This is a genomic window from Bradyrhizobium zhengyangense (genome assembly GCF_022012555.1).
GTDB lineage: Bacteria > Pseudomonadota > Alphaproteobacteria > Rhizobiales > Xanthobacteraceae > Bradyrhizobium > Bradyrhizobium zhengyangense.
The window spans coordinates 295,799-318,553 of sequence record NZ_JAKLTZ010000001.1; the positions used below are offsets into that span (position 1 = coordinate 295,799).

A 22,755-nucleotide genomic window follows, 5' to 3' on the forward strand; every position below is an offset into this window, starting at 1 on the left:
AGTCGGCGGCGGGATGCACGTCTCGCCGCCGCGCCCGGAACGGCTTCGGTCGCACCGCGTTGGCAGCGCATGTCCATTCGCTGTACGGTCGAGAGCGCATTCTTCATCGCCTGGAGCTTCCTTGAGAAGACCGGCGAGCTCGGGCCGCCTGATGCGTCCGCGGACATCATTCTCGATGCGATCGAGGCGCAACTCAGGACCGGCGAGCGCCGGCCGCTGATGCTCGCCAACCGAGCGATCGAGGCCTATCGGCGGGCGAACCGCCAGTCGGCGGCGCGCGAGGCCCGCCTGGGGTAGCGGGTCACCTGCGCATACGCTGTGTTCACTGTTGCACAGAGCGGGTGTTCCGTTTTCGAAATATCCGGTGTTCTCCGGTCAAGAACAGAGTTCGAAGCGTGGCGGACAGGCAACAATGCTTGCGCGGCGGCGCCCGACATCAATCTCTTTCAATTTCCCGTAAGGCCAGTGCGCCAGTTGATCTGCGTTCGCGTTGCGATCACTTCAGACCCGAGCTTGGAACGCCGTGTGCGTCCAGCGCGTTCACCACTCGTCAAGGCAATAACGGAGTCCGATTTGCATGACGAAGCCGCTGACAAAAACCGTGCAACCTGTTCCCAACGAGAACCAGAGCCACAAGGGCGCCGGCAGCGCGCCGACAGTTCCTGTCGACACGACCAAAGGCCATCGCGACGACGAGAAACAGAACATCCGTGAGCAGGCTGCCCACGGCAACATCACCCAGAACACCAGCAACCGGCGCATGGGCTAGGCGCAGAAACCAGGGGGACTAAAGAGGAGATACGAACTTGATGACCCCCGGCAAATGGTACGATCCGATCTCCGAACGCTGGATCGCGCCGCGCGAATTCCACGTCGTAGCTCCCTCCCCCCACGCCAGCGAGAACCACGTACTCGAGATGCAGAGGTCCATCGAGATCCAGCGCATCTGGCGCCTGCTGGTCGATTGCTGCGCAAGCAAGTGATGCTCTTGCCCGTGCGTGACGGCGAAGCAGCGCGCCGTCAGCCACATGTTAGTCTTTCTGCATGACCGATCCCGCATCCTCCGCCAGGCCTGTCGCTAAGCCCATTGCAATCGCGATCCGCTATCTCGCGATCATCGCCGGCTGCGCCTGCCTCCTTGTCACCGCGATCTGCTTTGCGATCGCGTGCCAGGTCTTCATTCAAACCGGCGTGTTCGCGCAATCCTACGTGATGGTGGGATTGATCGGCGGCGTGCTCGGCATGTTGGCGCTGAAGCTGGCGAGTGTGTGGAGATAGACCCCCTTCGGCCCTGCCGGTGCGACGGGGGCAAAAGTGTATCGCTTTGGCCTCCATCGGGCGAAGTCACAAAGCAAGCCTCGGGCAAAAGCCGCCGCGAGATGGATGTGTCCTGCCCTTCCCGGCCGCGAGGCCTGGAAGGCTCGCTGCCGCACGGAATGTCGCACACCGCTTTTCGCGAGCGCGCCCGGCTGGTAGATTGTCGGCATTGATTTGGGGGCTTTCATGCACGCGAGGATTTTCAATCGCGTCCTGACGCTGGCGGCGCTCATCGCAGCCACGCTTGTTGCCGCGCAGCCGGCATCGGCCGAGAAGCGCATCGCGCTGGTCGTCGGCAACTCCGCCTACAAGAACATCACGCCGCTCGACAATCCGTCCAAGGACGCGACGCTGATGGCCGACACGCTCGGCTCGCTCGGCTTCGCGCTGGTCGGCGGCCACGCCCAGCTCGATCTCGACAAGGCCGCGATGGACATCGCCGTGCAGAGCTTTGGGAAGCAGGTGCAGGGCGCTGACGTTGCGCTGTTCTATTATGCCGGCCACGGCGTACAGGTAGCCGGCTCCAACTACCTCGTCCCGGTCGGCGCCAATCCGACACGCGAGGCCGACGTCGATTTCCAGATGACCGACGTCAACCTCGTGCTGCGGCAGATGCAGGGCTCCGGCACGCGGCTCAACCTCGTCATTCTCGATGCCTGCCGCAACAATCCCTTCGGCTCGCGCGGCCTACGTTCCTCCGAAGGGGGCCTTGCGCAGATGCGCGCGCCCGAGGGCACGCTGATCTCCTACGCGACACAGCCCGGCAATGTCGCCCAGGACGGCAGCGACGGTCACAGCCCCTACACCAAGGCGCTCGCCGCGACCGTCCGCACCGCAGGCCTCGACGTATTCCAGACCTTCAACCAGGTCGGGCTTGCCGTGAAGCGCGCCACCGCAGGCGCGCAGCAACCCTGGGTCTCGTCCTCGCCAATCGACGGCACGTTCTACTTCGTGCCACCGACGCAAACCGCGCCACCACAGGTCGCGGCGATGCAGCCCGATCCACTGCCGTCGGAGCGCCTCCGTGCCGACCCCGACCGCGTTCCGTTGCGCGATGCCGCGTTGCTCAGCGAGTTGAACGAGCGGCTCTACGAGCTCAATTTCGATCCTGACACGCCCGACGGATTGACGCGCGCCATCACGAAACTTCAACAGCGCATTGCCATGGCACCAACAGGCGAAGCGACCGAGGGCCTGCTGCTGCGGATGCGCAAGATGGAGGATCTCAAGCCGTGGGGCTCGATCGTCTACGGGCCCGACAGCAACAAATGGGGCATCTCGTGGAATCACGCCTCGCGGCGCGCGGCGGTGGCGGATGCGCGCGGCAATTGCGCCGGTGCCAAATGTGCGATCGAGCTCTCCTTCTACGGCAAGAGCTGTGGCGCGTTCGCAATCTCGGACAAATCCTGGTCGCTGGTCCAGCGCGACAGCGTCCAGCGCGCGAAGGACGCAGCGCTTGACGATTGCGGAAAGGCTGGCAAAGCTTGCCGCATTATTGGGGCCGTCTGCGCCGACGGCTCCGGTCGTTGATTTTCATAATGTGGATTGGTTGCTCATGACGAACTTCGCCCGCGCCTTTGCGCTCACCTCGCTCATCGTCACCCTCGCCTCGACAGCCACATTCGCGCAATCCGGCAGCGCCGGCGGCTCGATTGGCAATGACGAGAAGTCCCTGTCCGGCTCGCGCCAGGACAGTGCGCCCGGCCGCTCCGCCGAACCCGCGCCGTCGGCGCGCCGGAGCAAACCGGCCGCAGACGAACCCCGCTCGTCGTCACGGCGCGGTGGTGGAGGCGGTGGCGGAGGCAGCTTCGACGGCGCCTGGTCCGTCACCAGCGTCGGCTGTGGCGGCACGGTCAGCGGCGCGACCGTCGTGACCTCGGGCCGTGTGATCGCCGAAGGCGTCAGCGGGACCGTCAGCCCGAACGGCGCGGTGCACACGTTCGGGCATGGTGAAGGCGGCATCACCTATACCGGCGCCGGCCGCCTGTCCGGGCGCAGCGGTTCCGGCACGTTCCGCCGCTCCGACGGCTGCTCGGGAACCTGGACCGCGAGCAAGCAATAACGCCGGCAAAAAGCCTGAATTCGCGGGGGAACGAACGCCGCGCAGGCCCGATTCAAGCCACATCCTCTCCGGATTTGCGGCTCATTGCCACCTAACTCTTTGTTGAGAAAGGGAAGGTAACGAGTTGCGTCATGCGTAATCGGGAGACCAGGATGGGCAACCGCACCGCAAAGTTTCTATCCGCGCTGGTCGGCAGCATTATTGCCGGCGCACCATTGGCCGCTGTCTCACAGAACGCGCCAAGCGCCCCTGCCGCTGCAAGCACGGCGAATGCCGCGAGCGACTGTCTCGGCTCGCCGAAGGGCACAGCGCCGCAGGGACAGCACTGGCACTATCGCGTGGAACGCGGGACCAAGCGGCAGTGTTGGTATCTGCGTGCCGAGGGCGCTAAGGCCACAACCACCGCGCAGACCGCTGAAGGTTCGGCGCAACCGGATTCATCGCCACCGCAATCGGTGCAGAATGCGCGCGCCGAATATATCGTGCCGCAGGGAACGCCCGCGCAAGCAGCGCCTGCGACCGCGCCGAAGGCAACTCAGCCCGCGCCCACCAGCAGCGGCGAAACGCAGCAGCCGGCCGTCGCCACGCGCTGGCCTGATACCATGACGGCAGCCGCCGCGCCGGAGCTGGCAGCGGCACCCGCGCCAGCAATCGACCAGCCGAGCGCGCAGCCGCCGGCATCCCCTGCCCCGGTGGCGCCCGCCTCGGCCGACAATGCTGACAAGCCGACGGGGTCGCTCCCGACATTGCTGCTCGTGATCGTCGGAGCGCTCGCGCTCGCCGGCCTCATCGCCAGCGTAATCTATCGCTTCGCCGGTGGCCGAGCGCGCGTGCAGACGGCCGATCGCCGCGTGAATTGGGACAGGCAGGATGATGGCAACAGCCGCGCGCCCTGGCACGCGGCGCCGCGCGCAGAGCGGCCGCTTCCGGTGGACTTCGACGCTGTGCGTCCGGAGCCGCCGCAGATCGCCGCATTCACCGACGAAATCCGCCGGATCGCAGCGCAAAGCCGTCCCCTTGCGGTCGCGGCCGCGGAGCCCGAGAAGACCGAGATCGACTATTTCGATGGCGAGTTCGAGATCGAGGCGACAGCGTCTCTCGCGGCCGACGGCCAAGACGACGGCCATGGCGAAGAAACGACCGATCACGATGTGAACGCGCATCAGGAGCACGTCCACGACGCGGACGCGCACGAGGACCATGCGCGCGACGACAATGCCGTCGACGTCGACGTCATCACGGCGATGCTGGAACGGCTGGCGAACGAGGGGCCGCGGCTGACGCAGCCGAGAATCGAGCCTAGCCTTGAAGCTGACCTTGCAGCCCTCGCACGAAGCTCACGAGGCCGGTCCGCCGCTCGCGCTTGAGGCGCTCGGCCTTCAGGATCGACTGCACCTCGGCGAAGGCGTCATCGACGTTGTGATTGATGACGATGTAGTCGTACTCGGCCCAGTGGCTCATCTCATGGCTGGCGCGGCTCATGCGCTTGCGGATGACCTCGTCGGAATCCTGCGCGCGCGAATGCAGCCGCTTCTCGAGATCGCCGGCCGACGGCGGCAGGATGAAGACGCTGACGACGTCGGCGCGCGCTTTTTCGCGCAATTGCTGGGTTCCTTGCCAATCGATGTCGAACAGCACGTCCTGCCCCGCCGACAGCGCGGTCTCGACGGGCGCGCGCGGCGTGCCGTAGCTGTTGTCGAACACGGTGGCCCATTCCAGGAGCTCGTCGCCCTTCACCATGGCGTCGAACTTGGCCTTGTCGACGAACAGATAATCGCGGCCGTCGACCTCGCCGGGCCGCATCGCGCGTGTGGTCGCGGACACCGACATGCGAAGGCCCGGCATACGGTCGATCAGCATGCGCGACAGCGTCGTCTTGCCCGCCCCCGATGGCGAAGACAGCACGAACATCAATCCGCGCCGCTCGACCCCGTCAGTGCCGTGCCCCGTCGTCATCGATCACTCCAGATTCTGGACCTGTTCGCGGAATTGCTCGACCACGTTCTTCATGGCGAGCCCGGTATTGGTCAGCTCGATGTCGTTCGACTTCGAGCAGCAGGTGTTGACCTCGCGGTGAAACTCCTGCGCCAGGAAATCGAGCTTGCGGCCGATCGGGCCGCCCTTGCCGATCAGCTCGCGCGCCTGCGCGATGTGGGATGCGATGCGGTCGAGCTCCTCGCGGATGTCGGCCTTTGTGGCGATAAGGATCGCTTCCTGCATCAGGCGGTCGGAATCGAAACGGTCTGATGTGTCGAGCAGCGTGGCAATCTGCTCGGCGAGCTTCGCCTTGATCGCCTCCGGCTTGCGGCCGGGCGCGCTTTCCGCCTTCTTCGCGAGTTGCTCGACCTCGTCGACCCGCTGGGTCAGGATCTGGCCGAGCGAGGTGCCCTCGCGCTTGCGCATCGCCACGAGCTCGTCGAGCGCCTTGTCGAAAGCGTCGGCGGCGGCAGCGCGCGCGGCCTTGTCTTCCTCCTCATCGCCCTCGGGCTCGGCGACCTCGACGACACCCTTGATGGCCAGAAGGCCGTCGATGCTCGGCGCGACGGCGTCGATCTTGCCGGAGATGACGGCGGCCGCCTTCAGCACCGCGTTGAGCACGTCCTCATTGACGCGGACGGTGGCGGCCGCATTGGCGCGCTTGACGTTGAGATTGGCATAGACGGTGCCGCGCGAGAGCAGCTCGCCGGCGCGCTTCTTGGCGTGGGCCTCGAGCTCGTCGAATCCCTGCGGCAGCCGGACCCTGAGGTCAAAGCCCTTGGCGTTGACCGACTTCAACTCCCATTCGAACGTATACGGCCCGCTTGCGCCGTGGCTTCGGGCAAAGCCGGTCATGGACGACAGCGCCATCAGGTCAAATTCTCCGGATACATGGGATTCGCAAGGCCATCAGGCCACGCGAATCTTAAGACTATTTTGCAGGAAAGTGGAATCCGCAAAGTCCGCAGGCAGGTCTGCAGGGACGCCGATGGGAGCAGGCCTAGCGCTGGACCACCGGCGGTGACGGCTGCACCGCGCCCTGGCGGGCCGGCGCTCCCGGCCGCGCCGGCGGCTTCTTCTGCTGGGTCGGCTTGGGCGGCGTGGTCGCGGTGGGTGCCGTATCCGCGGCCGCCGGCGCAGCGGTGGCCGGCGCGGGAGCATCGTCGGCCGGCTCGACCGTGTCGTTCTGGATCTGCTTCTCCATCGCGCGGAGTTTCGCGACGTTCCTCTGGTGCGCGTCGTAGGTCTCGGTGAAGGCGTGGCCTCCCGATCCGTCGGCGACGAAATAGAGGTCGCGGGTGCGGGCCGGGTTGGCGGCGGCCTCCAGCGAGGCGCGACCGGGATTGGAGATCGGGCCCGGCGGCAGGCCCTCGATCACGTAGGTGTTGTAGGGCGAGGGCTGCGTGATCTCGCTGCGCTTGATCGGACGTCCCAGCGTGCCCTTGCCGCCGACGAGGCCGTAGATGATGGTCGGGTCGGACTGCAGCTTGATCTTCTGCTTGAGGCGATTGACGAACACGGCTGCCACACGGCTGCGCTCGTCCGGCTTGCCGGTCTCCTTCTCGACGATCGAGGCCAGCGTCACCAGTTGCTCAGGAGTCTTGACCGGCAGGTCCTGGCTGCGGCGCTCCCAGATCTCGGCGAGCACGCGCTTGTGCGCCTGTTGCATGCGCTGGATCACCTGGTCACGCGGGGTCCCGCGCGGGAACTTGTAGGTCTCGGGCAGGAGCGTGCCTTCGCGCGGCAACTCATGCACGCTGCCGGTGAAGATGTCGTTGTCGGTGAGCCGCGCCACGATCTGCTCGGAGGTCAGGCCTTCGGGAATCGTGACGGCGTGCTGGACCACCTTACCCTCGACGATGGTGCCAATGACGTCGCGCAAGCTCGCGTTCTTCTGGAACGAATATTCACCGGGCTTCAGGTCCGAGCTCGCCTTCAGCGCAGCCACGGCGCCGATGAACACCCATGGGTTGACGTCGGTGACGCCCTCCTTGTTCAGGGTCTCGGCGATGTCGCGCTTGCCCGCACGCTGCGGGATATTCACGACCTTGTCCTCTTTCAGCGGTCCCGGCGACTCCAGCACCTGCCGGCCGTAATAATAGGCCGCGCCGGCGCCGATCATGCCGATCAGAAGCAAGGTAATGATGGCGTTGCCGACCACGACGAACGGATTGCGCGCCCGCTCCGAACGCTTCGGCGGCGGCGGGACCTGCTCCGGCTCGAGCGCTGCCCGCGGACTCCGGGGCGAAATGGGCGGCCTTTCACTCATCGAAGCAACCTGAATCCTGCCGGTTCAATCGCAGCCAGACAATCGCTTGCCGAGCCAAATGCACGCGCCCACAGACATGACTATCGCCGAATACGGCAAAACGGTGGATTCGTCTCAAACGCAAACTATTGGGCCAGACGCCGGACGATCACCGACGCATTGGTACCGCCGAAACCGAAAGAGTTCGACAACGCAACGTTCACCTCGCGCTGCTTCGCCTTGTGCGGCACGAGATCGATCGCGGTCTCCACCGACGGGGTGTCCAGGTTAATGGTCGGCGGCACGACATTATCGCGAATCGCGAGGATCGCGAAGATCGCCTCGATCGCGCCGGCCGCGCCGAGCAGATGGCCGGTCGACGATTTGGTCGAGGACATCGCCACCTTGGAGGCGGCATTGCCGAGCAAACGCTCCACCGCACCGAGCTCGATCTCGTCGCCTAGCGGCGTCGAGGTGCCGTGAGCGTTGATGTAGTCGAGATCTGCCGCGGTCAGGCCGGCGCGCTTGAGCGCGGCCGACATGCTGCGGAAACCGCCATCACCATCGGGCGACGGCGACGTAATGTGATAGGCGTCACCCGACAGGCCGTAGCCGATCACCTCGGCATAGATCCTCGCGCCGCGGCGCCGGGCATGCTCGAGCTCCTCCAGGACGAGGACGCCAGCGCCCTCGCCCATCACGAAACCGTCGCGATCCTTGTCGTAGGGACGCGAGGCCTTCTCGGGCGTCTCGTTGAAGCCGGTCGACAACGCGCGTGCGGCATTGAAGCCGGCGATGCCGATGCGGCTGATCGGCGACTCGGCGCCACCGGCGACCATCACGTCGGCATCGCCGAGCGCGATCAGACGGGCGGCATCGCCAACGGCGTGGGCGCCGGTGGAGCAGGCCGTGACCACTGAATGGTTCGGGCCCTTCAGCCCATGCTTGATCGACACATAGCCGGAGGCGAGATTGATCAGGCGGCCAGGAATGAAGAACGGCGATACCTTACGGGGGCCCCGCTCCTTGAGGAGGATCGCGGTGTCGGCGATACCGTTGAGGCCGCCGATGCCCGAGCCGATCATGGTGCCGGTCGCGCATTTGTCCTCTTCGGTCTGGGGATGCCAGTTGGCATCGTCGAGCGCCTGGCCTGCCGCGGCCATGCCGAAGATGATGAAGTCGTCGACCTTGCGCTGGTCCTTCGGCTCCATCCACTTGTCGGGATTGAAGCTGTCGTTGCCGCCGTCGCCGCGCACGACGGTGCAGGCGTATTTGGTCTGCAGATCGGAGACATCGAAGCTCTCGATCCTGCGCGCACCGCTTTCGCCGTTGAGAATGCGTTTCCAGGTGGCATCGACGCCGCAGCCGAGTGGCGACACCATGCCGAGACCAGTGACGACAACCCGCCTCATATCCGAAAACTCCGCATCGAAAGATTCACGGCCAATAACAAGAAACCGGCTGGCCGCTGGGAAGCGGCCCGTCCGGTTTCAATGTTGTCCCCGCGAAAATGAAGAGCGTTAGCTCTTCGCGTTCTTCTCGAGAAACTTCGTGGCGTCGCCGACGGTGAGAATCGTCTCAGCGGCGTCGTCCGGAATCTCACAACCGAATTCTTCTTCGAACGCCATCACCAGCTCGACGGTGTCCAGACTGTCGGCGCCGAGGTCATCGATGAAGCTCGCTGCGTCGACAACCTTCTCGGGTTCAACACCAAGGTGTTCGACCACGATCTTCTTAACCCGTTCGCCAATGTCACTCATTGCATAACCTCGTGTTGTTCCCTGTAGACCCGACCCCCCGGGACGATACGAGCCGTCGTGGTCGTTGACTGCCTTCGCTTACGAACTTTGATTTGACCCCATCTTAACCGATAGAGGCCCGGCGAACGACGGCCAAGGCTCCGCATCGCCAATATACAGGGTTTCAAAAACCTGCAATGGCGTTCTTTGCCCATCCGTTGAAGGTCCGGTTATCATACTTCAACTGCCTTGACTACACGCCTCAATTCACTCTGGAAACGGCCGTTTGCCGCATCCGCACTGTCCTTGTGGGCAGTGCGGAACGCCGCGTCAGATCATGGCCATGCCACCGTTAACGTGGATGGTCTGGCCGGTGACGTAAGCAGCCTCGTTCGAACTCAGGTAGACCGCGGCGGCCGCGATATCCTCGGGCGTGCCCAAACGGGCAGCCGGAACCTTGGCCAGGATGGTCTCGCGCTGCTTGTCGTTGAGCGCATCCGTCATCGGCGTCTTGATGAAGCCGGGCGCGATGCAATTGGCGGTGACACCGCGCTTGGCGTATTCGGCGCCCAGCGTCTTGATCATGCCGATCAGGCCGGCCTTCGACGCGGTGTAGTTGCCCTGCCCCGGATTGCCGGTCACGCCGACAATCGACGTGATGGCAATGATGCGGCCGAAGCGCTTGCGCATCATCAATTTGGTGGCGGCGCGCGCCAGGCGGAAGGTCGCGGTCAGGTTGACGTTGATGACCTCATCCCAATCCTCGTCACGCAGCTGAACGAACAGATTGTCGCGCGTGATGCCGGCGTTGGCGATGAGAATGTCCACCTGCCCCATCGCGGCTTCCGCAGCCGGCACCAGGGCCTCGACCTCATCGGCCTTGGAGAGATTGCAGGGCAGCACATGAGTGCGCTCGCCGAGCTTGCCGGCAAGCTCATCCAGCACTTCCTTGCGCGTCCCTGAGATCGCGACGGTCGCGCCCTGCGCATGCAGCGCCTGCGCGATCGCGCCGCCGATGCCGCCGGTCGCGCCGGTGACGAGCGCCTTTCGGCCAGTCAGATCGAACATTGAGAGACTCCTTCGAAGCACGATCCGGAAAAGTGTGCAGCGGTTTTCCGGTAAGATCGTGCGTAAACTTAAGCCTGCTTCGCGGCGGCCAATGCATCCCTGGCGGCGGCAATGTCGTTAGGACCACCGACCGCAACGCCGACGGCACCGTCGGCAATGCGCTTGACGAGCCCCGTTAGCACCTTGCCCGCACCGATCTCGAAGAAACGGGTGACGCCCTGCCCCGCCATATAGGCGACCGACTCGCGCCAGCGCACCGTGCCCGTGACCTGCTCGACCAGCCGGCGGCGAATCTCGTCGGGATCGATGATTGCGCGGGCCAGCACATTCGAGACCAGCGGCACAGCCGGCGCCTTGATCGTGACCTTGGACAGCGCTTCGGCCATCGCGTCGGCCGCGGGCTGCATCAGCTTGCAATGGAACGGTGCGGACACCGGCAGCAGCATCGCGCGCTTGGCGCCCTTGGTCTTGGCGATCTCGACGGCGCGATCGACCGCAGCCTTGTCGCCGGAGACGACCACCTGGCCCCCACCATTGTCATTGGCAGCCTGACAGACCTGGCCCTGCGCCGCCTCCTTGGCGACCTCCATGGCCGCGTCATAATCGAGGCCGAGCAGCGCGGCCATGGCACCGGCGCCGACTGGCACGGCCTTTTGCATTGCGAGACCGCGGGTGCGAAGCAGCCGCGCGGTATCAGAGATTGTCAGGCTGCCGGCCGCAGCCAGCGCCGAATATTCGCCGAGCGAGTGACCAGCGACGAAGGCAGCATCCCGTCCCACGGAAAACCCGGCTTCAGCCTCTAGCACGCGCAGGGTCGCTACAGACACCGCCATCAGGGCCGGCTGCGCGTTCTCGGTGAGCTGAAGGGTCTCGGCCGGGCCGTCCCAGATGGTCGCTGTCAGCTTCTCTCCAAGCGCGGCGTCGACCTCGTCGAACACGGCGCGCGCCGCCGGAAAAGCGTCGGCAAGGGCCTTGCCCATGCCAACCGCCTGGGAACCCTGCCCCGGAAATGTGAATGCTGCCGTCATCGGCGCGCTCCCTGGATCGCTCAACCCGTGTGCCACGAGAACCCGGCAGCCGATGACGTCCGGCCCGAGCCTTGGCTCCCGACCATGCTCCGAAAGGGGCCGTAGACACTGTCCGGGGCCGGAATGTCAAGCCAAGATAGGAACTTCGGCTTGCATTCACCTGGGGGATGCGGCCCCTAAAATCCACCGTTGGTCTGGTTGGAATCGACCGTCGCCCCCGCCCGCGCGCGGCGCGCACTGCTCACCAGCTGGCCGGGACGGTCATCCCGATCGGGCTTGGCGGTGGCAAGCCGCAGCACTGCGGCGTAGTTCGGCTGCACTTCCATCCGACCGGCGTGGCGACTCTCGCTGAGCAGGCGGTGGACCTTCGGCAGGTTGTGGCAGGGCACGTAGAACAAGAGATGATGCTCGAGGTGGTAGTTCACGTAGTACGGTGCGATGAACAGACGCTCGAGGAAATTGGCGTGCGTGGTACGCGTGTTGCGCAACGGGTCGCTGCTGTCAGGCACGACGGCGTGTTCGGCGATGTTGCGGATGCGGGTGATCACCATCATCCAGGTGAGCAGCGGCACCAGCCATAGCAGCGGATAGGCCCACCACACGCCGGCCGCCGCGAGACCTGCGAACATCGCGGCGTTGACGAGGCATTGCGGACCGAGCTTGTCCCAGAAATGTGCGGCGCGCTGCCGCAACGGCCAGTCCTTCGGCCCGAGCGCGTTGAGCAATTGCGCCTTGCGCTGCTGGTAGCCGGTCTGTCCGGTGACGTCGCGGATGAATTTGCGCCGATAGCTCAGTTTCGTGATCGGAAACGGCGCCGACAGCACCAGATCAGGATCATCCTCCTGCTGCGTGCGCGCGTGATGCTGCAGATGATAGCGCCGATAGCTGCGAGTTTCGGCAAACAGAGGATAGGCGCAAAACCATTGGCTCAGCGCCAGATTGGTTTTCTCGTCCGCGGACAGACAACCATGCGCACCGTCATGCATGAGGATCGCGAGCCCAAGCTGGCGCGAGCCGATGATGGCGACAGCGAGAACATAGGTGATCGGATTGAGCCACCACGCGACCAGCGCGATCGCGGCAATGATGAGCGCCCAGGCGTGGACGATCATCGCGACGCCCTTCCAGGTCACGCGCTGGCGCACGTCGGCGAGCTGATCGTCGGTCAGGAAATCGCGGGCACGCATGCGAAGCGCAGTCATCGCCTACCCCTCCTCATTCGAATTGCTCGGTGTGTCGTGCTCGTCGACGAGACGCAGGCGCGCAGTATCACCGGCCGGTTTCGCCTGCTCGCCGAGCACGCGCAGCATCTCGGCGCAGAGCGCTTCGGGCGAGCGACCCATCGCGTAACCCTCCAGGATGACGCCGATGGCGACGGCCCAGAACCGCCGCGAGCTTTCATCGGGCGCACGCAGCGAGCGCCAGCCGTGGCGCACCACCTGGCCCGCATAGGCGCGTGCGCCTTCAGAATGCAGGCGCTCGATGGTCCGCTCGACCAGCGGCGCCAGATCCTGGCGCCGCCGCGTCAGCGTCAGTGCCTCGGCAAAGAACGCGACCGAATCGCTCGCGGTCACGGTCTCGGCCAATGCCTGCGTGTAGTCCCGCGGCGTGCGCGCCTTCAGCGCCGCCTGCTCGGTCGCACGGGCCAGATACAGAAGATCGCGACAGGCGCATTCGACGAACAGCGCCTCCTTGGTGCGGAAGTAATAGGTGATCTGGCTCGGGAATGCGTCGGCGGCGGCAGCAATGTCGGTGATCGCGGTGCCTGATAGCCCCCGCTCGCGAAACAGCGGGCTCGCCGCATCCAGCAGCAGAGACCGCATCTTGCGCCCGGCCGAGCGCGTCGCCCGCGCGGCGTGCTTGGGATCGCCAGCCGTCTCAAGCGGCTCGTGCGCCGGCTTTTCCACCATGGATCCTCCCCCTGCTTTATTTGTATGACATACAAACAAATAGATCAAGCCGGGATGTGGTATGGGAGGACCGATCTCACGGCCCGTTCCGGAACCATCTGGGCCGAAAACCCGAGCCTCAAACCTTGCAAAGCCGGCCAAAATCCGTATAAGCGCGCCATCCGCAGACCCCGGCCGGGAGCTGAACGGACGGTCTCAGCAAATCCTCAGTGATTTTGGTGTGGCAGGGCCAGTCGGCCCGTCGTCCCGTGTTTCCGCCTTCTGAGCTTAATCCCAGAGTCCTTTCCGAAGGTCTCTTAAGGGCTTGACGCCGGGCAATGCGCCAACACGAGGAAAGGACGACAATGGCTCTCTATGAGCATGTTTTTCTCGCGCGCCAGGACGCGAGCACGCAGCAGGTCGAAGAGCTGACTGCGCAGATGACCGGCATCGTCGAAGGTCTCGGCGGCAAGGTCACCAAGACCGAGAATTGGGGCGTTCGCTCCCTCACCTACCGCATGAACAAGAACCGCAAGGCGCACTTCGTGCTGCTCAACATCGACGCGCCCCCCGCGGCGATCGCCGAGATCGAGCGCCAGGAGCGCATCAGCGAGGACGTGATCCGCTATCTCAGCGTCCGCGTCGAAGAGCTCGAGGAAGGTCCGTCTGCAATGATGCGCAAGGCTGACCGCGATCGCGAGCGTGACGATCGTGGCGGCGGCTTCCGCGGCGAGCGTGAAGGCGGCTTCCGTGGCGACCGCGAAGGCGGTTTCCGTGGTGGCGATCGTGATGGTGGTGGCTTCCGCGGCGATCGCGGCCCGCGCCGCCCGCGCGACGAAGCTGAAACGACGGATGGGGAGTAAGAACAATGGCTGAAGCTGGTGCACGTCGCCCGTTCTTCCGTCGCCGCAAGAGCTGCCCGTTCACGGGGGCCAATGCGCCGAAGATCGACTACAAGGACTCCAAGCTGTTGATGCGTTACGTCTCCGAGCGCGGCAAGATCGTGCCGAGCCGCATCACCGCGGTGTCCGCAAAGAAGCAGCGTGAGCTCGCCCGCGCCATCAAGCGCGCGCGCTTCCTGGGCCTGCTGCCCTACGTCATTCGCTAAGACGGATTCGGCCGGCGGCGATCAAGCCGCCGGCCGCACTCTTTGAATTTCATAAGGCTTCCGGGTCGTCCGGTCGCCGATGGTTGGGGCAAGGCGCCTCTAACCGCTCGAAGGGAGCGGGACAGCTGATGATGATGTTTGGACTGATAGCCCTGATCGCCGGCGCAGCGTCGGCCCTGATGTTCGCCTCGATCGTGTCGGGCGCGCTGATCTCGCTCGTCCTGTTCTATCTCGCACCGCTGCCGCTGATGGTCGCCGCGATCGGCTGGGGGCCGCTCTATGCGAGTCTCGGCGGAATCGCCGCCGCGGTCGGCCTCGGCGCCATCTTTGGCCTGCCCTATTGTGTCGCCTTTGCCGTCACTGTCGCGTTGCCGGCCTGGTGGCTGGGCCATCTTGTCCTGCTCGGTCGGCACGTTTCGAGCGCGACGCCTGCCGCAGCCATCGCTGCGCCAGCCGAACCCGAAATCGAATGGTATCCGGTCGGCCAGATCCTGTTGTGGATCGCGGGCTTCGCGATGCTGACCACGATCGCCGCCCTGCTCACGCTCGGCACCGATGCCGACACCATCACCGGTACGCTGCACCGTGGCTTGACGCGCATCCTCCATGCGACCGATCCCCAGGCCACCGGTGAGGCCGACCAGTTTATCGACGCGCTGGTGCGCATTGCGCCGGCTGCCGCCGCCATCGTCTCGATGATGACGCTCACCCTCAATCTTTGGCTCAGCGCCAAGGTGACGGCGACATCGGGCCGGCTGCGCCGCCCCTGGCCGGATATGAAGACGGCCCAATTGCCGGCGATGACACTCGCGGTGCTCTGCATCGCGCTCGCCTTCTGCTTCACCGGCGGCCTGCTCGCGATCGCCGCGCAGATCGCCACGGCGGCATTGATGATGGCTTACGCGCTGACCGGCTTCGCCGTGCTGCATACGCTGACGCTCGCGCTGAAGAGCCGCACCTTCTGGCTCGGTTCAACTTATGCCGTCGTCGTCCTGTTCGGCTGGCCTGTCATCGCGATGGTGGCCCTCGGCCTCGCGGATGCCGTGTTCGGCTTCCGCGAGCGTTTCCTGCGCAACCGGCAGCCGCCGCCATTGCCGACCTCTTGAGTTCAACCCGAAACTGAAAACCAGAGCACTTCAAAGGAGAACGAATATGGAAGTCATTTTGCTGGAACGCGTGAGCAAGCTCGGCCAGATGGGCGAAGTCGTGAAGGTTCGCGACGGTTATGCCCGCAATTTCCTGCTCAAGCGCGGCAAGGCGCTGCGTGCCACCGCCGACAACCGCGCCAAGTACGACGGCATGAAGGCCGACCTCGAGGCTCGCAACCTCGCCTCGAAGGGCGAGGCATCCAAGGTCGCCGAGAAGATCGCGGGCAAGAACATCATCGTGATCCGTCAGGCGTCCGAAGCCGGCCAGCTGTTCGGCTCGGTCACGGTGCGTGACGTGGTTGTCGCCTTCGAGGCTGACGGCGTCTCGCTCGCCCGTCCGCAGGTGCAGCTCGATGCGCCGATCAAGACCATCGGCAAGCACTCGATCACCGTCGCCGTTCACCCCGAGGTCGAGGTCGAAGTCACCGTCACCGTTGCGCGCAGCCAGGACGAGGCCGAGCGCATCAACCGCGGCGAGGACATCTCCACCCGCAACGAGGACCGCGATGCGGCCGCCGAAGCGATCGCCGCCGCCGGCGAGTTCTTCGATCCGGAAGCCCAGCACGACGACGTCGAGCCGGCCCCGGCTGCGGAAGAGAAGTAAGCTTCCTCTTTACGCAAGTCTGCGAAGCCCGGCTGCCTCAGGCGGCCGGGCTTTTTGCTTTTGCACTGACATCCTCGCTCAGCATCGCGATCGAAGCGAGCGCTGAAGACGACGAAGGCCGCGCTGGGCGCGGCCTTCGGAGATCGAGGGGATGTGCTGCTTAACGCGAGATCGGCGGAGCCGGCGGGCCGGACGACTCGGCGGGCGCGGGCGACGGAGCCGCGGCGGGTGCAGCAGGCGCCGGCTCTGCCGCCTTAGCTGCCGGCTCGGCGCTGGGCGCGGGCTCTGCCGGTTTGGAAACGGCCGCTTCCGCGGGCTTGGGCGCAGCCGGTTCAGCCGGCTTGGCGGCGGCCGGCGGTGCCGGCGTCACCTGCGGCACCGGATCGGGACGCAAAGCCGGCGTCTCGCTGGTGCTCGGCTCGACCTTGGCGCTCTCCGGCTTGGCTTCTGCGGGCTTCTCCGCCGGCTTCGCGCTGTCGGGCTTGGACTCGGAATCGACCTTCGCGCTCTCGCTCTTCGGTTCGATCTTGGGCTCGGTCTTGGGTTCAATCTTGGAATCGACCTTGGGCTCAACCTTCGGCGCGCCGGCGTCTTCGGTTGCCGGCTTGGCGCGCTTGCTCAGCCGCTTGCCCTTGCGGCCCTCGGGCGGCTGTTCAGTGGTGGCCTCAGGCTTTGCGCCCTCCTTTGCACCTTCCTTAGCACCTTCCTCGCTCGGCCGCGCCGCGCGCTTCTGGCGGCCCTCAGGCGCCTGAGTCGCCGCGCCCTCGCCCTCCGGCTTGGCGGCTTCCTGACGCTGCCGGCGGCCCTGATGCTCGGGCGACTGTCCCGGAGTCGTGTTGGCATCCTTCTCCTTGGCGCCGTCCTTCTTGTCCTTGCCGCCGTCCTTGGACTGATAGCGGGCGTCGGTGGCACCGTTGGAGACGAGATAGGAGGCCAGCACACCAGCCATATCAGGGCTGGTGGTGTAGTGCTGACGCAGGAAGCCTGGAAGCGAGCCCGGCGACACCGTCTTCAACAGCCCCCGCGGGCTTTTGTGGCAGGCATTGCAAGTCTGCGCGAAGATCTGGGATGGGGCCTTCCCGGCCTCGAGGTTCGTCGCCTGCGCCAGAACGGCATCGGAGGCGCCGAAGCCGATCAGAAACAGCACCGTGGCGAGGCTGAGCGCTCGGCTCGACATTCCCATCATCTCCATTGAAATCCGACAGATACGGCCGGCATTCGGCGCGGCGGCGGTCACCTTTTAGCCGATTGCGCTGCGAATGGAAGCAGGCTCCAGGCGCAAGGATGTGATTAAGCGCCTCGGGAATATCTGCCGTGAACACAACGCAATAGCGGCACCTGAAAGCCCTCCCCAGATTTAGATGCAAACGCATAGGAACCCGAGCGGGACCCTGAGCGTCAGAGCGAAAAGGCCGGGTTAGTCGCATCTCTTCGGGTTCGCTCAAGAGGAAGGTGTGGATGGACCGATTGTTACGTAGCTTCCTGTCTCAATTCATTCGCCGCGGGTCGATGACAGTGACAACGGCAACGGGATCGCAATTCACTGTCGGCGATGGCTCGGGCGAGCCGATCGCCGTGCGCTTCGCCACATCAGACGCAGAGCGAAAGATCCTCATCAATCCCGAGCTCGGGCTTGGCGAGGCCTATATGAACGGCGAGTTCGTCGTCGAGCGTGGCAACATAGCTGATGTCCTCGCGATCCTGCTCGACCAGGCCGAGCTGCTGCCGCGCTGGGCAAAGCCCTGGTGGCACCTGCGCTATCTCGTCCGGCATCTGAGACAGTTCAATCCGCGGACACGCTCGCGCAGCAACGTCGCGCATCATTACGATCTCGACGCGCGGCTCTATTCGCTCTTCCTCGACGCCGACAAGCAATATAGCTGCGCCTATTTCGAGACGCCCGACGCCACGCTCGACGACGCGCAGCTCGCCAAGAAGCGGCACGTCACCGCAAAGCTGCGGGCCAAGCCCGGCCAGCGCGTGCTCGACATCGGCTCGGGCTGGGGCGGGCTCGGTCTCTATCTCGCCGAGATCGCGGGCGCCGACGTGACCGGCGTGACGCTGTCAACGGAGCAGTTGCAGCTTGCGAATGCGCGCGCCGCCGAGAAGGGACTGACGCATCAGGTACGCTTCCTGCTCCAGGACTATCGCGACATCGCGGGGCCATTCGACCGTATCGTGTCGGTTGGCATGTTCGAGCATGTCGGAGCCAGATTCTATGACAGTTATTTCCAGCGCTGCGCCGAGCTGCTCAGCGACGACGGCGTCATGTTGCTGCACTCGATCGGCCGCTCGCAGGGACCGGATTCGACCAATCCCTGGATCGCCAAATACATCTTCCCCGGCGGCTACATCCCGTCACTCTCGGAGGTGTTGCCCGCAATCGAGAACGCCGGTCTATTGGTCTGCGACATCGAGATTCTGCGGCTGCACTACGCCGAGACGTTGAAAGCCTGGCGCGAGCGCTTCATTGCGCGGCGCGAGGAAGCCGTGCAGCTTTACGACGAGCGCTTTGCGTTGATGTGGGAATTTTATCTGGCCGCCTGCGAGATGACGTTCCGCAAGCAGGGCATGATGAACTTCCAGATCCAGCTGACTAAGCGCCAGGGCGTGGTGCCGATGACCCGCGATTATATCGTCCACGAGGAAGCCCGGCTGCGCGCCCTCGAGGGCGGCGCCAAACCGAAGCTGAAGCTTGCTGGTGAATAAGTCCTAGTGACGAAGGGTCGAAATCGGCGAAACCCGGAAAGACGCCGTTAATGCCAGTTGCGCCCTGAGCGCCACGATGACCTCTGGAGCGACCGGCTGACGCCGGATCTCGGGCCGCTCGGCGTGATGCATGGCGGCGATCAGCCCGGACAACCAAAGCCGGCTGCCTGCCTCGCTTCGCCAGATCTGCTGCTGCCGTTCTGGCCGCATCGCTTGCCTCGTTCCCTGTTGGCGGGGCGTTGGAGACAATCCCCTGCCCGTCTGCCTGTTCCTTGTCCTACCCCCGAAAGAATCCGGGTAGATGTGATCTGGTTCACATTCCTCTCGACGGCGCTGCCTTAGACCGTCGCCATGAGCAAAGAGACCCGAACCTCCTTCGACGTGCAGGACGACCTCCGCACCGATTACGCCCTGATCGCCACCGGCGTCGGCGCGGCGCTGGTTGCGCTGGTCTACCTCCTGCTGGTCTGAATCCGTCCCGGAAGCTCCAGCGCGCCGTTTTCGCGCGCCTTTAAATACGTCTGCATTCAAATCATTAGGTTCATCGCTTCCGGATTTTTCCGTGGCGCGATCGCGGCCGATTCCGGTTCGGGCTTGAGTTCCGTGAAAATCCGTCAAGCGCGGCGAATGCCGCGGCCGCCAATCATCCACCGCTTTTAAGATCGGTTGATAGTGACGAAGTTTTAGCTTCCGCTTTGGCCTGGAGCGGCGCTTTATCCCGGCCCCGCATCCGCCGCAGAAAATTGCTATCGGTCGACCATGGCCCTGACTGATTCGAACGTCCTCAAACTCGCGCCCGAGCCCGGAACGCCCGCTTATCGGAGCGCGCCGCACAATATCGAGGCGGAACAGAGCCTTCTGGGCGCGATTCTGGTCAACAACGACGCCTTCTACCGGGTCTCCGACTTCCTGGAGGCGAAGCATTTCTTCGAGCCGCTGCACCAGACCATTTTCGAGACCGCCGGCAGCCTGATCCGGATGGGCAAGATCGCCACGCCCGTCACGTTGAAGACGTTCCTGCCCGCCGACACCGACGTCGGTGGCATGACCATCGGCCAATATCTGGCGCGGCTCGCGGCCGAAGCGACCACCATCATCAACGCCCAAGACTATGGGCGCACGGTCTACGACCTATCCTTGCGCCGTGACCTGATCGGCATCGGCGAGGACATGGTCAATGTCGCTTATGACGCGCCGGTCGACTTCCAGCCGCGGGCGCAGATCGAGGACGCCGAGCGAAAGCTCTACGAACTTGCCGAGTCCGGCCGCTACGACGGCGGCTTCCAGAAATTCTCGCAGGCGCTGGCGGTCGCAGTCGATCTCGCGGCCAAGGCCTTCCAGCGCGACGGAAAACTGTCCGGCATTTCGACGGGCATGCGCGACCTCGACACCAAGATGGGCGGCCTGCAGCACTCCGACCTCATTATCGTCGCCGGCCGTCCCGGCATGGGCAAGACCTCACTTGCGACCAACATCGCCTACAACGTCGCACGAGCTTACGTTCCGGAACTCCAGGCCGACGGCACCACCAAGGCCGCCAACGGCGGCGTGATCGGATTCTTCTCCTGCGAAATGTCGGCCGACCAGCTCGCCACGCGTATCGTGGCCGAGCGCACCGGCGTTCCCTCCTCCCACATCCGCCGCGGCGGCATCTCGGAAGCCGATTTCGAGAAGATCCGGGAGGTCTCGATCGAGCTGCAATCGCTGCCGTTCTATGTCGACGCGACGGGTGGCCTGTCGATCGCGCAATTGATGGCGCGCGCACGCCGGCTCAAGCGACAGAAGGGCCTCGACCTTCTCGTGATCGACTACATCCAGCTGCTCTCCGGCTCAAGCAAGCGCGCCAGCGACAGCCGCGTGCAGGAAATCACGGAGATCACGACCAGCCTGAAGGCACTCGCCAAGGAACTCAATGTTCCCGTCATCGCGTTGTCGCAGCTCTCACGTCAGGTCGAGTCCCGCGACGACAAACGGCCGCAGCTCTCCGACTTGCGTGAATCCGGATCAATCGAGCAGGACGCCGACGTCGTCCTGTTCGTGTACCGCGAGGAATATTATCTCGCGATGAAGGAGCCTCGCCCGGGAACGCCCGAACACGAGAAGTGGCAGCTCGACATGAGCCTTGCGCACGGAAAAGCCGAGGTCATCATCGGCAAGCAGCGCCACGGTCCGACCGGCACCGTCGATTTGGCGTTCGAAGCCTCGGTCACAAGGTTCGGCGACCTCGCGCCAGACGCTCAGCTGCCGGCTCGCGCCGGCGATGACTACTGAGTTCCTTGAACCGGCCCCGCCTCTTCGCGTAAAACGGCGCCATGACAATGGCGTCCGACCCGAACATGATCCCGCAATCCGGCCTTCTTTCCGCGGAGGCCAACCAGGCTGCCGCGCTCGCCGCCTTTGGCGGCGTGCTCACCGTCGATCTCGACGCCATCATCGCCAACTGGCGCAAGCTCGAGAAGACCGCCGTGCCGGCCGAGTGCTCGGCGGTGATCAAGGCCGACGCCTATGGCTGCGGCACCGCGCAGGTCGCGCAGGCGCTCAACAAGGCCGGCTGCAAGACCTTCTTCGTCGCCACTATCGAGGAGGCCCGCACGGCGCGCGCGGCGGTCCCTGACGCCACGATCTACGTGCTCGGCGGCTATTTCCAGAACACCGGCGAGCACTACGCCAAGATCAACTGCCGTCCGGTGATCGGCGATCTCAACGAGCTCGCCGAATGGGACGTGTTCTGCCGCCGCACCGGCTGGTCCGGCGGCGCTGCCATCCATATCGACACCGGCATGAACCGGCTCGGGCTGACGCTCTCGGAGGCGCAGGCCATCATCCCCCGCATCAATGCCGGCGATCACGGCATCACGCTGGTGATGAGCCACCTGGTCTCGGCCGAGCAGCTCAACAGCCCCATCAACGCAAAGCAACTCGCGGCCTTCCGCGGCATCGCCAGCGAATTCTCAGGTGTGCCGGCGGCGCTCGCCAATTCATCCGGCATCTTCCTCGGCGCGCCGTTCCAGTTCGACCTGGTCCGGCCGGGCGCCGCGCTCTACGGCGTCAATCCGACGCCGGAGGCCGACAATCCGATGCAGCAGGTGGTCGACCTCAAGGCGCGTATCGTGCAGATCCGCTCGATCGAGCGCGGTGAGACCGTCGGCTATGGCGGCACCTGGTCCGCACGGCGGCCGACCAAGCTTGCGATCATCGCGGTCGGCTATGCCGACGGCTATTTCCGTGCCGCCAGTTCCAATGACGGCACGCGCGGTGCCGAGGTGATCGTCGCCGGCAAGCGCTGCCCGGTCGCGGGGCGCATCTCGATGGACCTGATTGCGATCGACATCACCGATCTGCCGCCGAACGCGGCGCGCCGCGGCCACATGGTGACGCTGCTCGGCGAGGGCATCACCGTCGACGAGCTCGCGCATCATTTCGGCACGATCGGCTATGAGGTGCTGACCAGCCTCGGCCACCGCTACGCCCGCGTCTACAAGGGCGGCAACGTGGTCGAGCCGCTGGTGAAGCCGGAACCCGCGAAGGCCGCGGAACAGCCACCCTCCCCGCCACCGCTCGAGCAGCCTTCGGCTCCGCCGCCACTGCCGAGCTGAGCGTCTCGCCGCTTACTTCTTCCGGCTGTCCAATGCCGCCTTGCAGGTCGCGCTGAGCTGGTCGCGCTTGGCGTTGAGGCAGGCGATGATCTTGCCGCCGCCCGGCGCAATGCCGGCGCAGAACTTGTCGTAATCCACCTTGCACGCGCCGCGCGGATCGGGCGATTGTGCCGAAGCTGTCCCGGAGATCGCAGCAACGACGATGAAGGCGGCAAAGGTCAATTTGGACATTGTATCTCCGGTGTGGGGACGTACGAGGCGA

Annotated in this window: 26 protein-coding genes; 14 read left to right on the plus strand and 12 right to left on the minus strand. The window is 64.9% G+C overall.

The genetic code is table 11. The features are described 5' to 3' along the window. The first annotated feature begins 69 nt into the window (after window positions 1-69). From L6639_RS01480 to L6639_RS01510, 7 genes are all read left to right on the plus strand, one after another. Window positions 70-297: a hypothetical protein gene (locus L6639_RS01480; RefSeq protein WP_237858325.1), complete on the plus strand. Its 228-nt coding sequence runs from the start codon at window positions 70-72 to the stop codon at window positions 295-297. A gap of 280 nt (window positions 298-577) precedes the next feature. Continuing rightward, a complete protein-coding gene (locus tag L6639_RS01485; protein ID WP_237858327.1) occupies window positions 578-769 on the plus strand; it encodes a hypothetical protein in 192 nt (63 codons plus the stop codon). 40 nt (window positions 770-809) lie between these two features. Continuing rightward, window positions 810-983 (plus strand): hypothetical protein, encoded by a 174-nt coding sequence (locus L6639_RS01490; protein ID WP_237858329.1) that lies wholly within the window; start codon window positions 810-812, stop codon window positions 981-983. Between the two features lie 61 nt (window positions 984-1,044). Continuing rightward, complete coding sequence (locus L6639_RS01495) at window positions 1,045-1,278, plus strand: hypothetical protein (protein WP_237858331.1); 234 nt, start codon at window positions 1,045-1,047, stop codon at window positions 1,276-1,278. Between the two features lie 225 nt (window positions 1,279-1,503). After that, window positions 1,504-2,847, plus strand: a complete 1,344-nt coding sequence (locus L6639_RS01500; protein WP_237858332.1) for a caspase family protein — start codon at window positions 1,504-1,506, stop codon at window positions 2,845-2,847. 25 nt (window positions 2,848-2,872) lie between these two features. After that, the gene (locus tag L6639_RS01505) at window positions 2,873-3,379 is read left to right on the plus strand and encodes a hypothetical protein (RefSeq protein ID WP_237858333.1); all 507 of its coding nucleotides are present in this window, start codon (window positions 2,873-2,875) and stop codon (window positions 3,377-3,379) included. Window positions 3,380-3,531: 152 nt separating this feature from the next. Then, the gene (locus L6639_RS01510; protein ID WP_237858334.1) at window positions 3,532-4,746 is read left to right on the plus strand and encodes a hypothetical protein; all 1,215 of its coding nucleotides are present in this window, start codon (window positions 3,532-3,534) and stop codon (window positions 4,744-4,746) included. On the opposite strand, the gene gmk is transcribed toward L6639_RS01510, so the two are convergent. The 9 genes from gmk to L6639_RS01555 form a co-directional block, all read right to left on the minus strand. Next, on the minus strand, window positions 4,679-5,335 hold the full coding sequence (gene gmk / locus L6639_RS01515; protein WP_237858336.1) for a guanylate kinase: 657 nt from the start codon (window positions 5,333-5,335) through the stop codon (window positions 4,679-4,681). The two genes, L6639_RS01510 and gmk, sit on opposite strands and share 68 nt — an antisense overlap. A gap of 3 nt (window positions 5,336-5,338) precedes the next feature. Continuing rightward, window positions 5,339-6,226 (minus strand): YicC/YloC family endoribonuclease, encoded by an 888-nt coding sequence (locus L6639_RS01520; RefSeq protein ID WP_237858339.1) that lies wholly within the window; start codon window positions 6,224-6,226, stop codon window positions 5,339-5,341. A gap of 130 nt (window positions 6,227-6,356) precedes the next feature. Next, window positions 6,357-7,625: an endolytic transglycosylase MltG gene (mltG, locus tag L6639_RS01525; RefSeq protein ID WP_237858340.1), complete on the minus strand. Its 1,269-nt coding sequence runs from the start codon at window positions 7,623-7,625 to the stop codon at window positions 6,357-6,359. Window positions 7,626-7,750: 125 nt separating this feature from the next. Beyond that, entirely contained in the window at window positions 7,751-9,016 is a 1,266-nt protein-coding gene (gene fabF / locus L6639_RS01530; protein WP_237858341.1) for a beta-ketoacyl-ACP synthase II, read from the minus strand. A 108-nt stretch (window positions 9,017-9,124) separates the two neighbouring features. After that, window positions 9,125-9,364, minus strand: coding sequence for an acyl carrier protein (locus tag L6639_RS01535; RefSeq protein WP_008130699.1), 240 nt, complete (start codon window positions 9,362-9,364; stop codon window positions 9,125-9,127). Between the two features lie 309 nt (window positions 9,365-9,673). Beyond that, complete coding sequence (gene fabG, locus L6639_RS01540; protein ID WP_237858343.1) at window positions 9,674-10,411, minus strand: 3-oxoacyl-[acyl-carrier-protein] reductase; 738 nt, start codon at window positions 10,409-10,411, stop codon at window positions 9,674-9,676. Between the two features lie 68 nt (window positions 10,412-10,479). Then, on the minus strand, window positions 10,480-11,439 hold the full coding sequence (fabD, locus tag L6639_RS01545) for an ACP S-malonyltransferase (RefSeq protein WP_237858349.1): 960 nt from the start codon (window positions 11,437-11,439) through the stop codon (window positions 10,480-10,482). A gap of 176 nt (window positions 11,440-11,615) precedes the next feature. Next, on the minus strand, window positions 11,616-12,641 hold the full coding sequence (locus tag L6639_RS01550; protein ID WP_237858350.1) for a fatty acid desaturase family protein: 1,026 nt from the start codon (window positions 12,639-12,641) through the stop codon (window positions 11,616-11,618). A gap of 3 nt (window positions 12,642-12,644) precedes the next feature. Next, window positions 12,645-13,349 carry a TetR/AcrR family transcriptional regulator C-terminal domain-containing protein gene (locus tag L6639_RS01555; protein ID WP_237858351.1) on the minus strand — a complete coding sequence of 235 codons (705 nt, stop codon included), beginning with the start codon at window positions 13,347-13,349 and terminating at the stop codon, window positions 12,645-12,647. Window positions 13,350-13,693: 344 nt separating this feature from the next. On the opposite strand from L6639_RS01555, the gene rpsF reads away from it, so the two are divergent. From rpsF to rplI, 4 genes are all read left to right on the plus strand, one after another. Continuing rightward, a complete protein-coding gene (rpsF, locus tag L6639_RS01560) occupies window positions 13,694-14,191 on the plus strand; it encodes a 30S ribosomal protein S6 (RefSeq protein WP_237858352.1) in 498 nt (165 codons plus the stop codon). 5 nt (window positions 14,192-14,196) lie between these two features. After that, window positions 14,197-14,436, plus strand: a complete 240-nt coding sequence (rpsR, locus tag L6639_RS01565) for a 30S ribosomal protein S18 (RefSeq protein ID WP_007592020.1) — start codon at window positions 14,197-14,199, stop codon at window positions 14,434-14,436. Between the two features lie 128 nt (window positions 14,437-14,564). After that, on the plus strand, window positions 14,565-15,542 hold the full coding sequence (locus L6639_RS01570) for a DUF2232 domain-containing protein (RefSeq protein WP_237858354.1): 978 nt from the start codon (window positions 14,565-14,567) through the stop codon (window positions 15,540-15,542). A 46-nt stretch (window positions 15,543-15,588) separates the two neighbouring features. Further along, window positions 15,589-16,188 (plus strand): 50S ribosomal protein L9, encoded by a 600-nt coding sequence (gene rplI, locus L6639_RS01575; RefSeq protein WP_237858357.1) that lies wholly within the window; start codon window positions 15,589-15,591, stop codon window positions 16,186-16,188. A 160-nt stretch (window positions 16,189-16,348) separates the two neighbouring features. Here the strand turns inward: rplI and L6639_RS01580 are convergent, their stop codons facing one another. Further along, window positions 16,349-17,365: a hypothetical protein gene (locus L6639_RS01580; RefSeq protein WP_237858358.1), complete on the minus strand. Its 1,017-nt coding sequence runs from the start codon at window positions 17,363-17,365 to the stop codon at window positions 16,349-16,351. A 281-nt stretch (window positions 17,366-17,646) separates the two neighbouring features. Here L6639_RS01580 and L6639_RS01585 point away from each other — a divergent pair, with 281 nt between their 5' ends. Continuing rightward, a complete protein-coding gene (locus L6639_RS01585; RefSeq protein WP_237858359.1) occupies window positions 17,647-18,897 on the plus strand; it encodes an SAM-dependent methyltransferase in 1,251 nt (416 codons plus the stop codon). A 3-nt stretch (window positions 18,898-18,900) separates the two neighbouring features. Here L6639_RS01585 and L6639_RS01590 read toward each other — a convergent pair whose 3' ends face one another. Next, window positions 18,901-19,107, minus strand: coding sequence for a transcriptional regulator (locus L6639_RS01590; RefSeq protein ID WP_237858361.1), 207 nt, complete (start codon window positions 19,105-19,107; stop codon window positions 18,901-18,903). Between the two features lie 549 nt (window positions 19,108-19,656). On the opposite strand from L6639_RS01590, the gene L6639_RS01595 reads away from it, so the two are divergent. Together L6639_RS01595 and alr are read left to right on the plus strand one after the other, a co-directional pair. Beyond that, the gene (locus tag L6639_RS01595) at window positions 19,657-21,168 is read left to right on the plus strand and encodes a replicative DNA helicase (protein WP_237858363.1); all 1,512 of its coding nucleotides are present in this window, start codon (window positions 19,657-19,659) and stop codon (window positions 21,166-21,168) included. 47 nt (window positions 21,169-21,215) lie between these two features. Continuing rightward, entirely contained in the window at window positions 21,216-22,493 is a 1,278-nt protein-coding gene (gene alr / locus L6639_RS01600) for an alanine racemase (RefSeq protein ID WP_237859396.1), read from the plus strand. A 12-nt stretch (window positions 22,494-22,505) separates the two neighbouring features. Here the strand turns inward: alr and L6639_RS01605 are convergent, their stop codons facing one another. After that, window positions 22,506-22,724: a cysteine rich repeat-containing protein gene (locus tag L6639_RS01605; RefSeq protein WP_237858365.1), complete on the minus strand. Its 219-nt coding sequence runs from the start codon at window positions 22,722-22,724 to the stop codon at window positions 22,506-22,508. Window positions 22,725-22,755: the final 31 nt, after the last annotated feature.

Excerpts from the sequence above, each read along its gene's own strand:
- fabF (WP_237858341.1), bottom strand. The coding sequence starts at position 9,016 with ATGAGGCGGGTTGTCGTCACTGGTCTCGGCATGGTGTCGCCACTCGGC.
- fabD (WP_237858349.1), bottom strand. The coding sequence starts at position 11,439 with ATGACGGCAGCATTCACATTTCCGGGGCAGGGTTCCCAGGCGGTTGGC.
- rplI (WP_237858357.1), top strand. The coding sequence starts at position 15,589 with ATGGAAGTCATTTTGCTGGAACGCGTGAGCAAGCTCGGCCAGATGGGC.
- L6639_RS01585 (WP_237858359.1), top strand. The coding sequence starts at position 17,647 with ATGGACCGATTGTTACGTAGCTTCCTGTCTCAATTCATTCGCCGCGGG.
- L6639_RS01605 (WP_237858365.1), bottom strand. The coding sequence starts at position 22,724 with ATGTCCAAATTGACCTTTGCCGCCTTCATCGTCGTTGCTGCGATCTCC.
- L6639_RS01485 (WP_237858327.1), top strand. The coding sequence starts at position 578 with ATGACGAAGCCGCTGACAAAAACCGTGCAACCTGTTCCCAACGAGAAC.
- L6639_RS01510 (WP_237858334.1), top strand. The coding sequence starts at position 3,532 with ATGGGCAACCGCACCGCAAAGTTTCTATCCGCGCTGGTCGGCAGCATT.
- mltG (WP_237858340.1), bottom strand. The coding sequence starts at position 7,625 with ATGAGTGAAAGGCCGCCCATTTCGCCCCGGAGTCCGCGGGCAGCGCTC.
- L6639_RS01520 (WP_237858339.1), bottom strand. The coding sequence starts at position 6,226 with ATGGCGCTGTCGTCCATGACCGGCTTTGCCCGAAGCCACGGCGCAAGC.
- L6639_RS01580 (WP_237858358.1), bottom strand. The coding sequence starts at position 17,365 with ATGTCGAGCCGAGCGCTCAGCCTCGCCACGGTGCTGTTTCTGATCGGC.
- L6639_RS01570 (WP_237858354.1), top strand. The coding sequence starts at position 14,565 with ATGATGATGTTTGGACTGATAGCCCTGATCGCCGGCGCAGCGTCGGCC.
- L6639_RS01595 (WP_237858363.1), top strand. The coding sequence starts at position 19,657 with ATGGCCCTGACTGATTCGAACGTCCTCAAACTCGCGCCCGAGCCCGGA.
- L6639_RS01555 (WP_237858351.1), bottom strand. The coding sequence starts at position 13,349 with ATGGTGGAAAAGCCGGCGCACGAGCCGCTTGAGACGGCTGGCGATCCC.
- gmk (WP_237858336.1), bottom strand. The coding sequence starts at position 5,335 with ATGACGACGGGGCACGGCACTGACGGGGTCGAGCGGCGCGGATTGATG.
- L6639_RS01590 (WP_237858361.1), bottom strand. The coding sequence starts at position 19,107 with ATGCGGCCAGAACGGCAGCAGCAGATCTGGCGAAGCGAGGCAGGCAGC.
- L6639_RS01550 (WP_237858350.1), bottom strand. The coding sequence starts at position 12,641 with ATGACTGCGCTTCGCATGCGTGCCCGCGATTTCCTGACCGACGATCAG.
- L6639_RS01535 (WP_008130699.1), bottom strand. The coding sequence starts at position 9,364 with ATGAGTGACATTGGCGAACGGGTTAAGAAGATCGTGGTCGAACACCTT.
- fabG (WP_237858343.1), bottom strand. The coding sequence starts at position 10,411 with ATGTTCGATCTGACTGGCCGAAAGGCGCTCGTCACCGGCGCGACCGGC.
- L6639_RS01500 (WP_237858332.1), top strand. The coding sequence starts at position 1,504 with ATGCACGCGAGGATTTTCAATCGCGTCCTGACGCTGGCGGCGCTCATC.
- L6639_RS01480 (WP_237858325.1), top strand. The coding sequence starts at position 70 with ATGTCCATTCGCTGTACGGTCGAGAGCGCATTCTTCATCGCCTGGAGC.
- L6639_RS01490 (WP_237858329.1), top strand. The coding sequence starts at position 810 with ATGACCCCCGGCAAATGGTACGATCCGATCTCCGAACGCTGGATCGCG.
- rpsF (WP_237858352.1), top strand. The coding sequence starts at position 13,694 with ATGGCTCTCTATGAGCATGTTTTTCTCGCGCGCCAGGACGCGAGCACG.
- alr (WP_237859396.1), top strand. The coding sequence starts at position 21,216 with ATGGCGTCCGACCCGAACATGATCCCGCAATCCGGCCTTCTTTCCGCG.
- rpsR (WP_007592020.1), top strand. The coding sequence starts at position 14,197 with ATGGCTGAAGCTGGTGCACGTCGCCCGTTCTTCCGTCGCCGCAAGAGC.
- L6639_RS01505 (WP_237858333.1), top strand. The coding sequence starts at position 2,873 with ATGACGAACTTCGCCCGCGCCTTTGCGCTCACCTCGCTCATCGTCACC.
- L6639_RS01495 (WP_237858331.1), top strand. The coding sequence starts at position 1,045 with ATGACCGATCCCGCATCCTCCGCCAGGCCTGTCGCTAAGCCCATTGCA.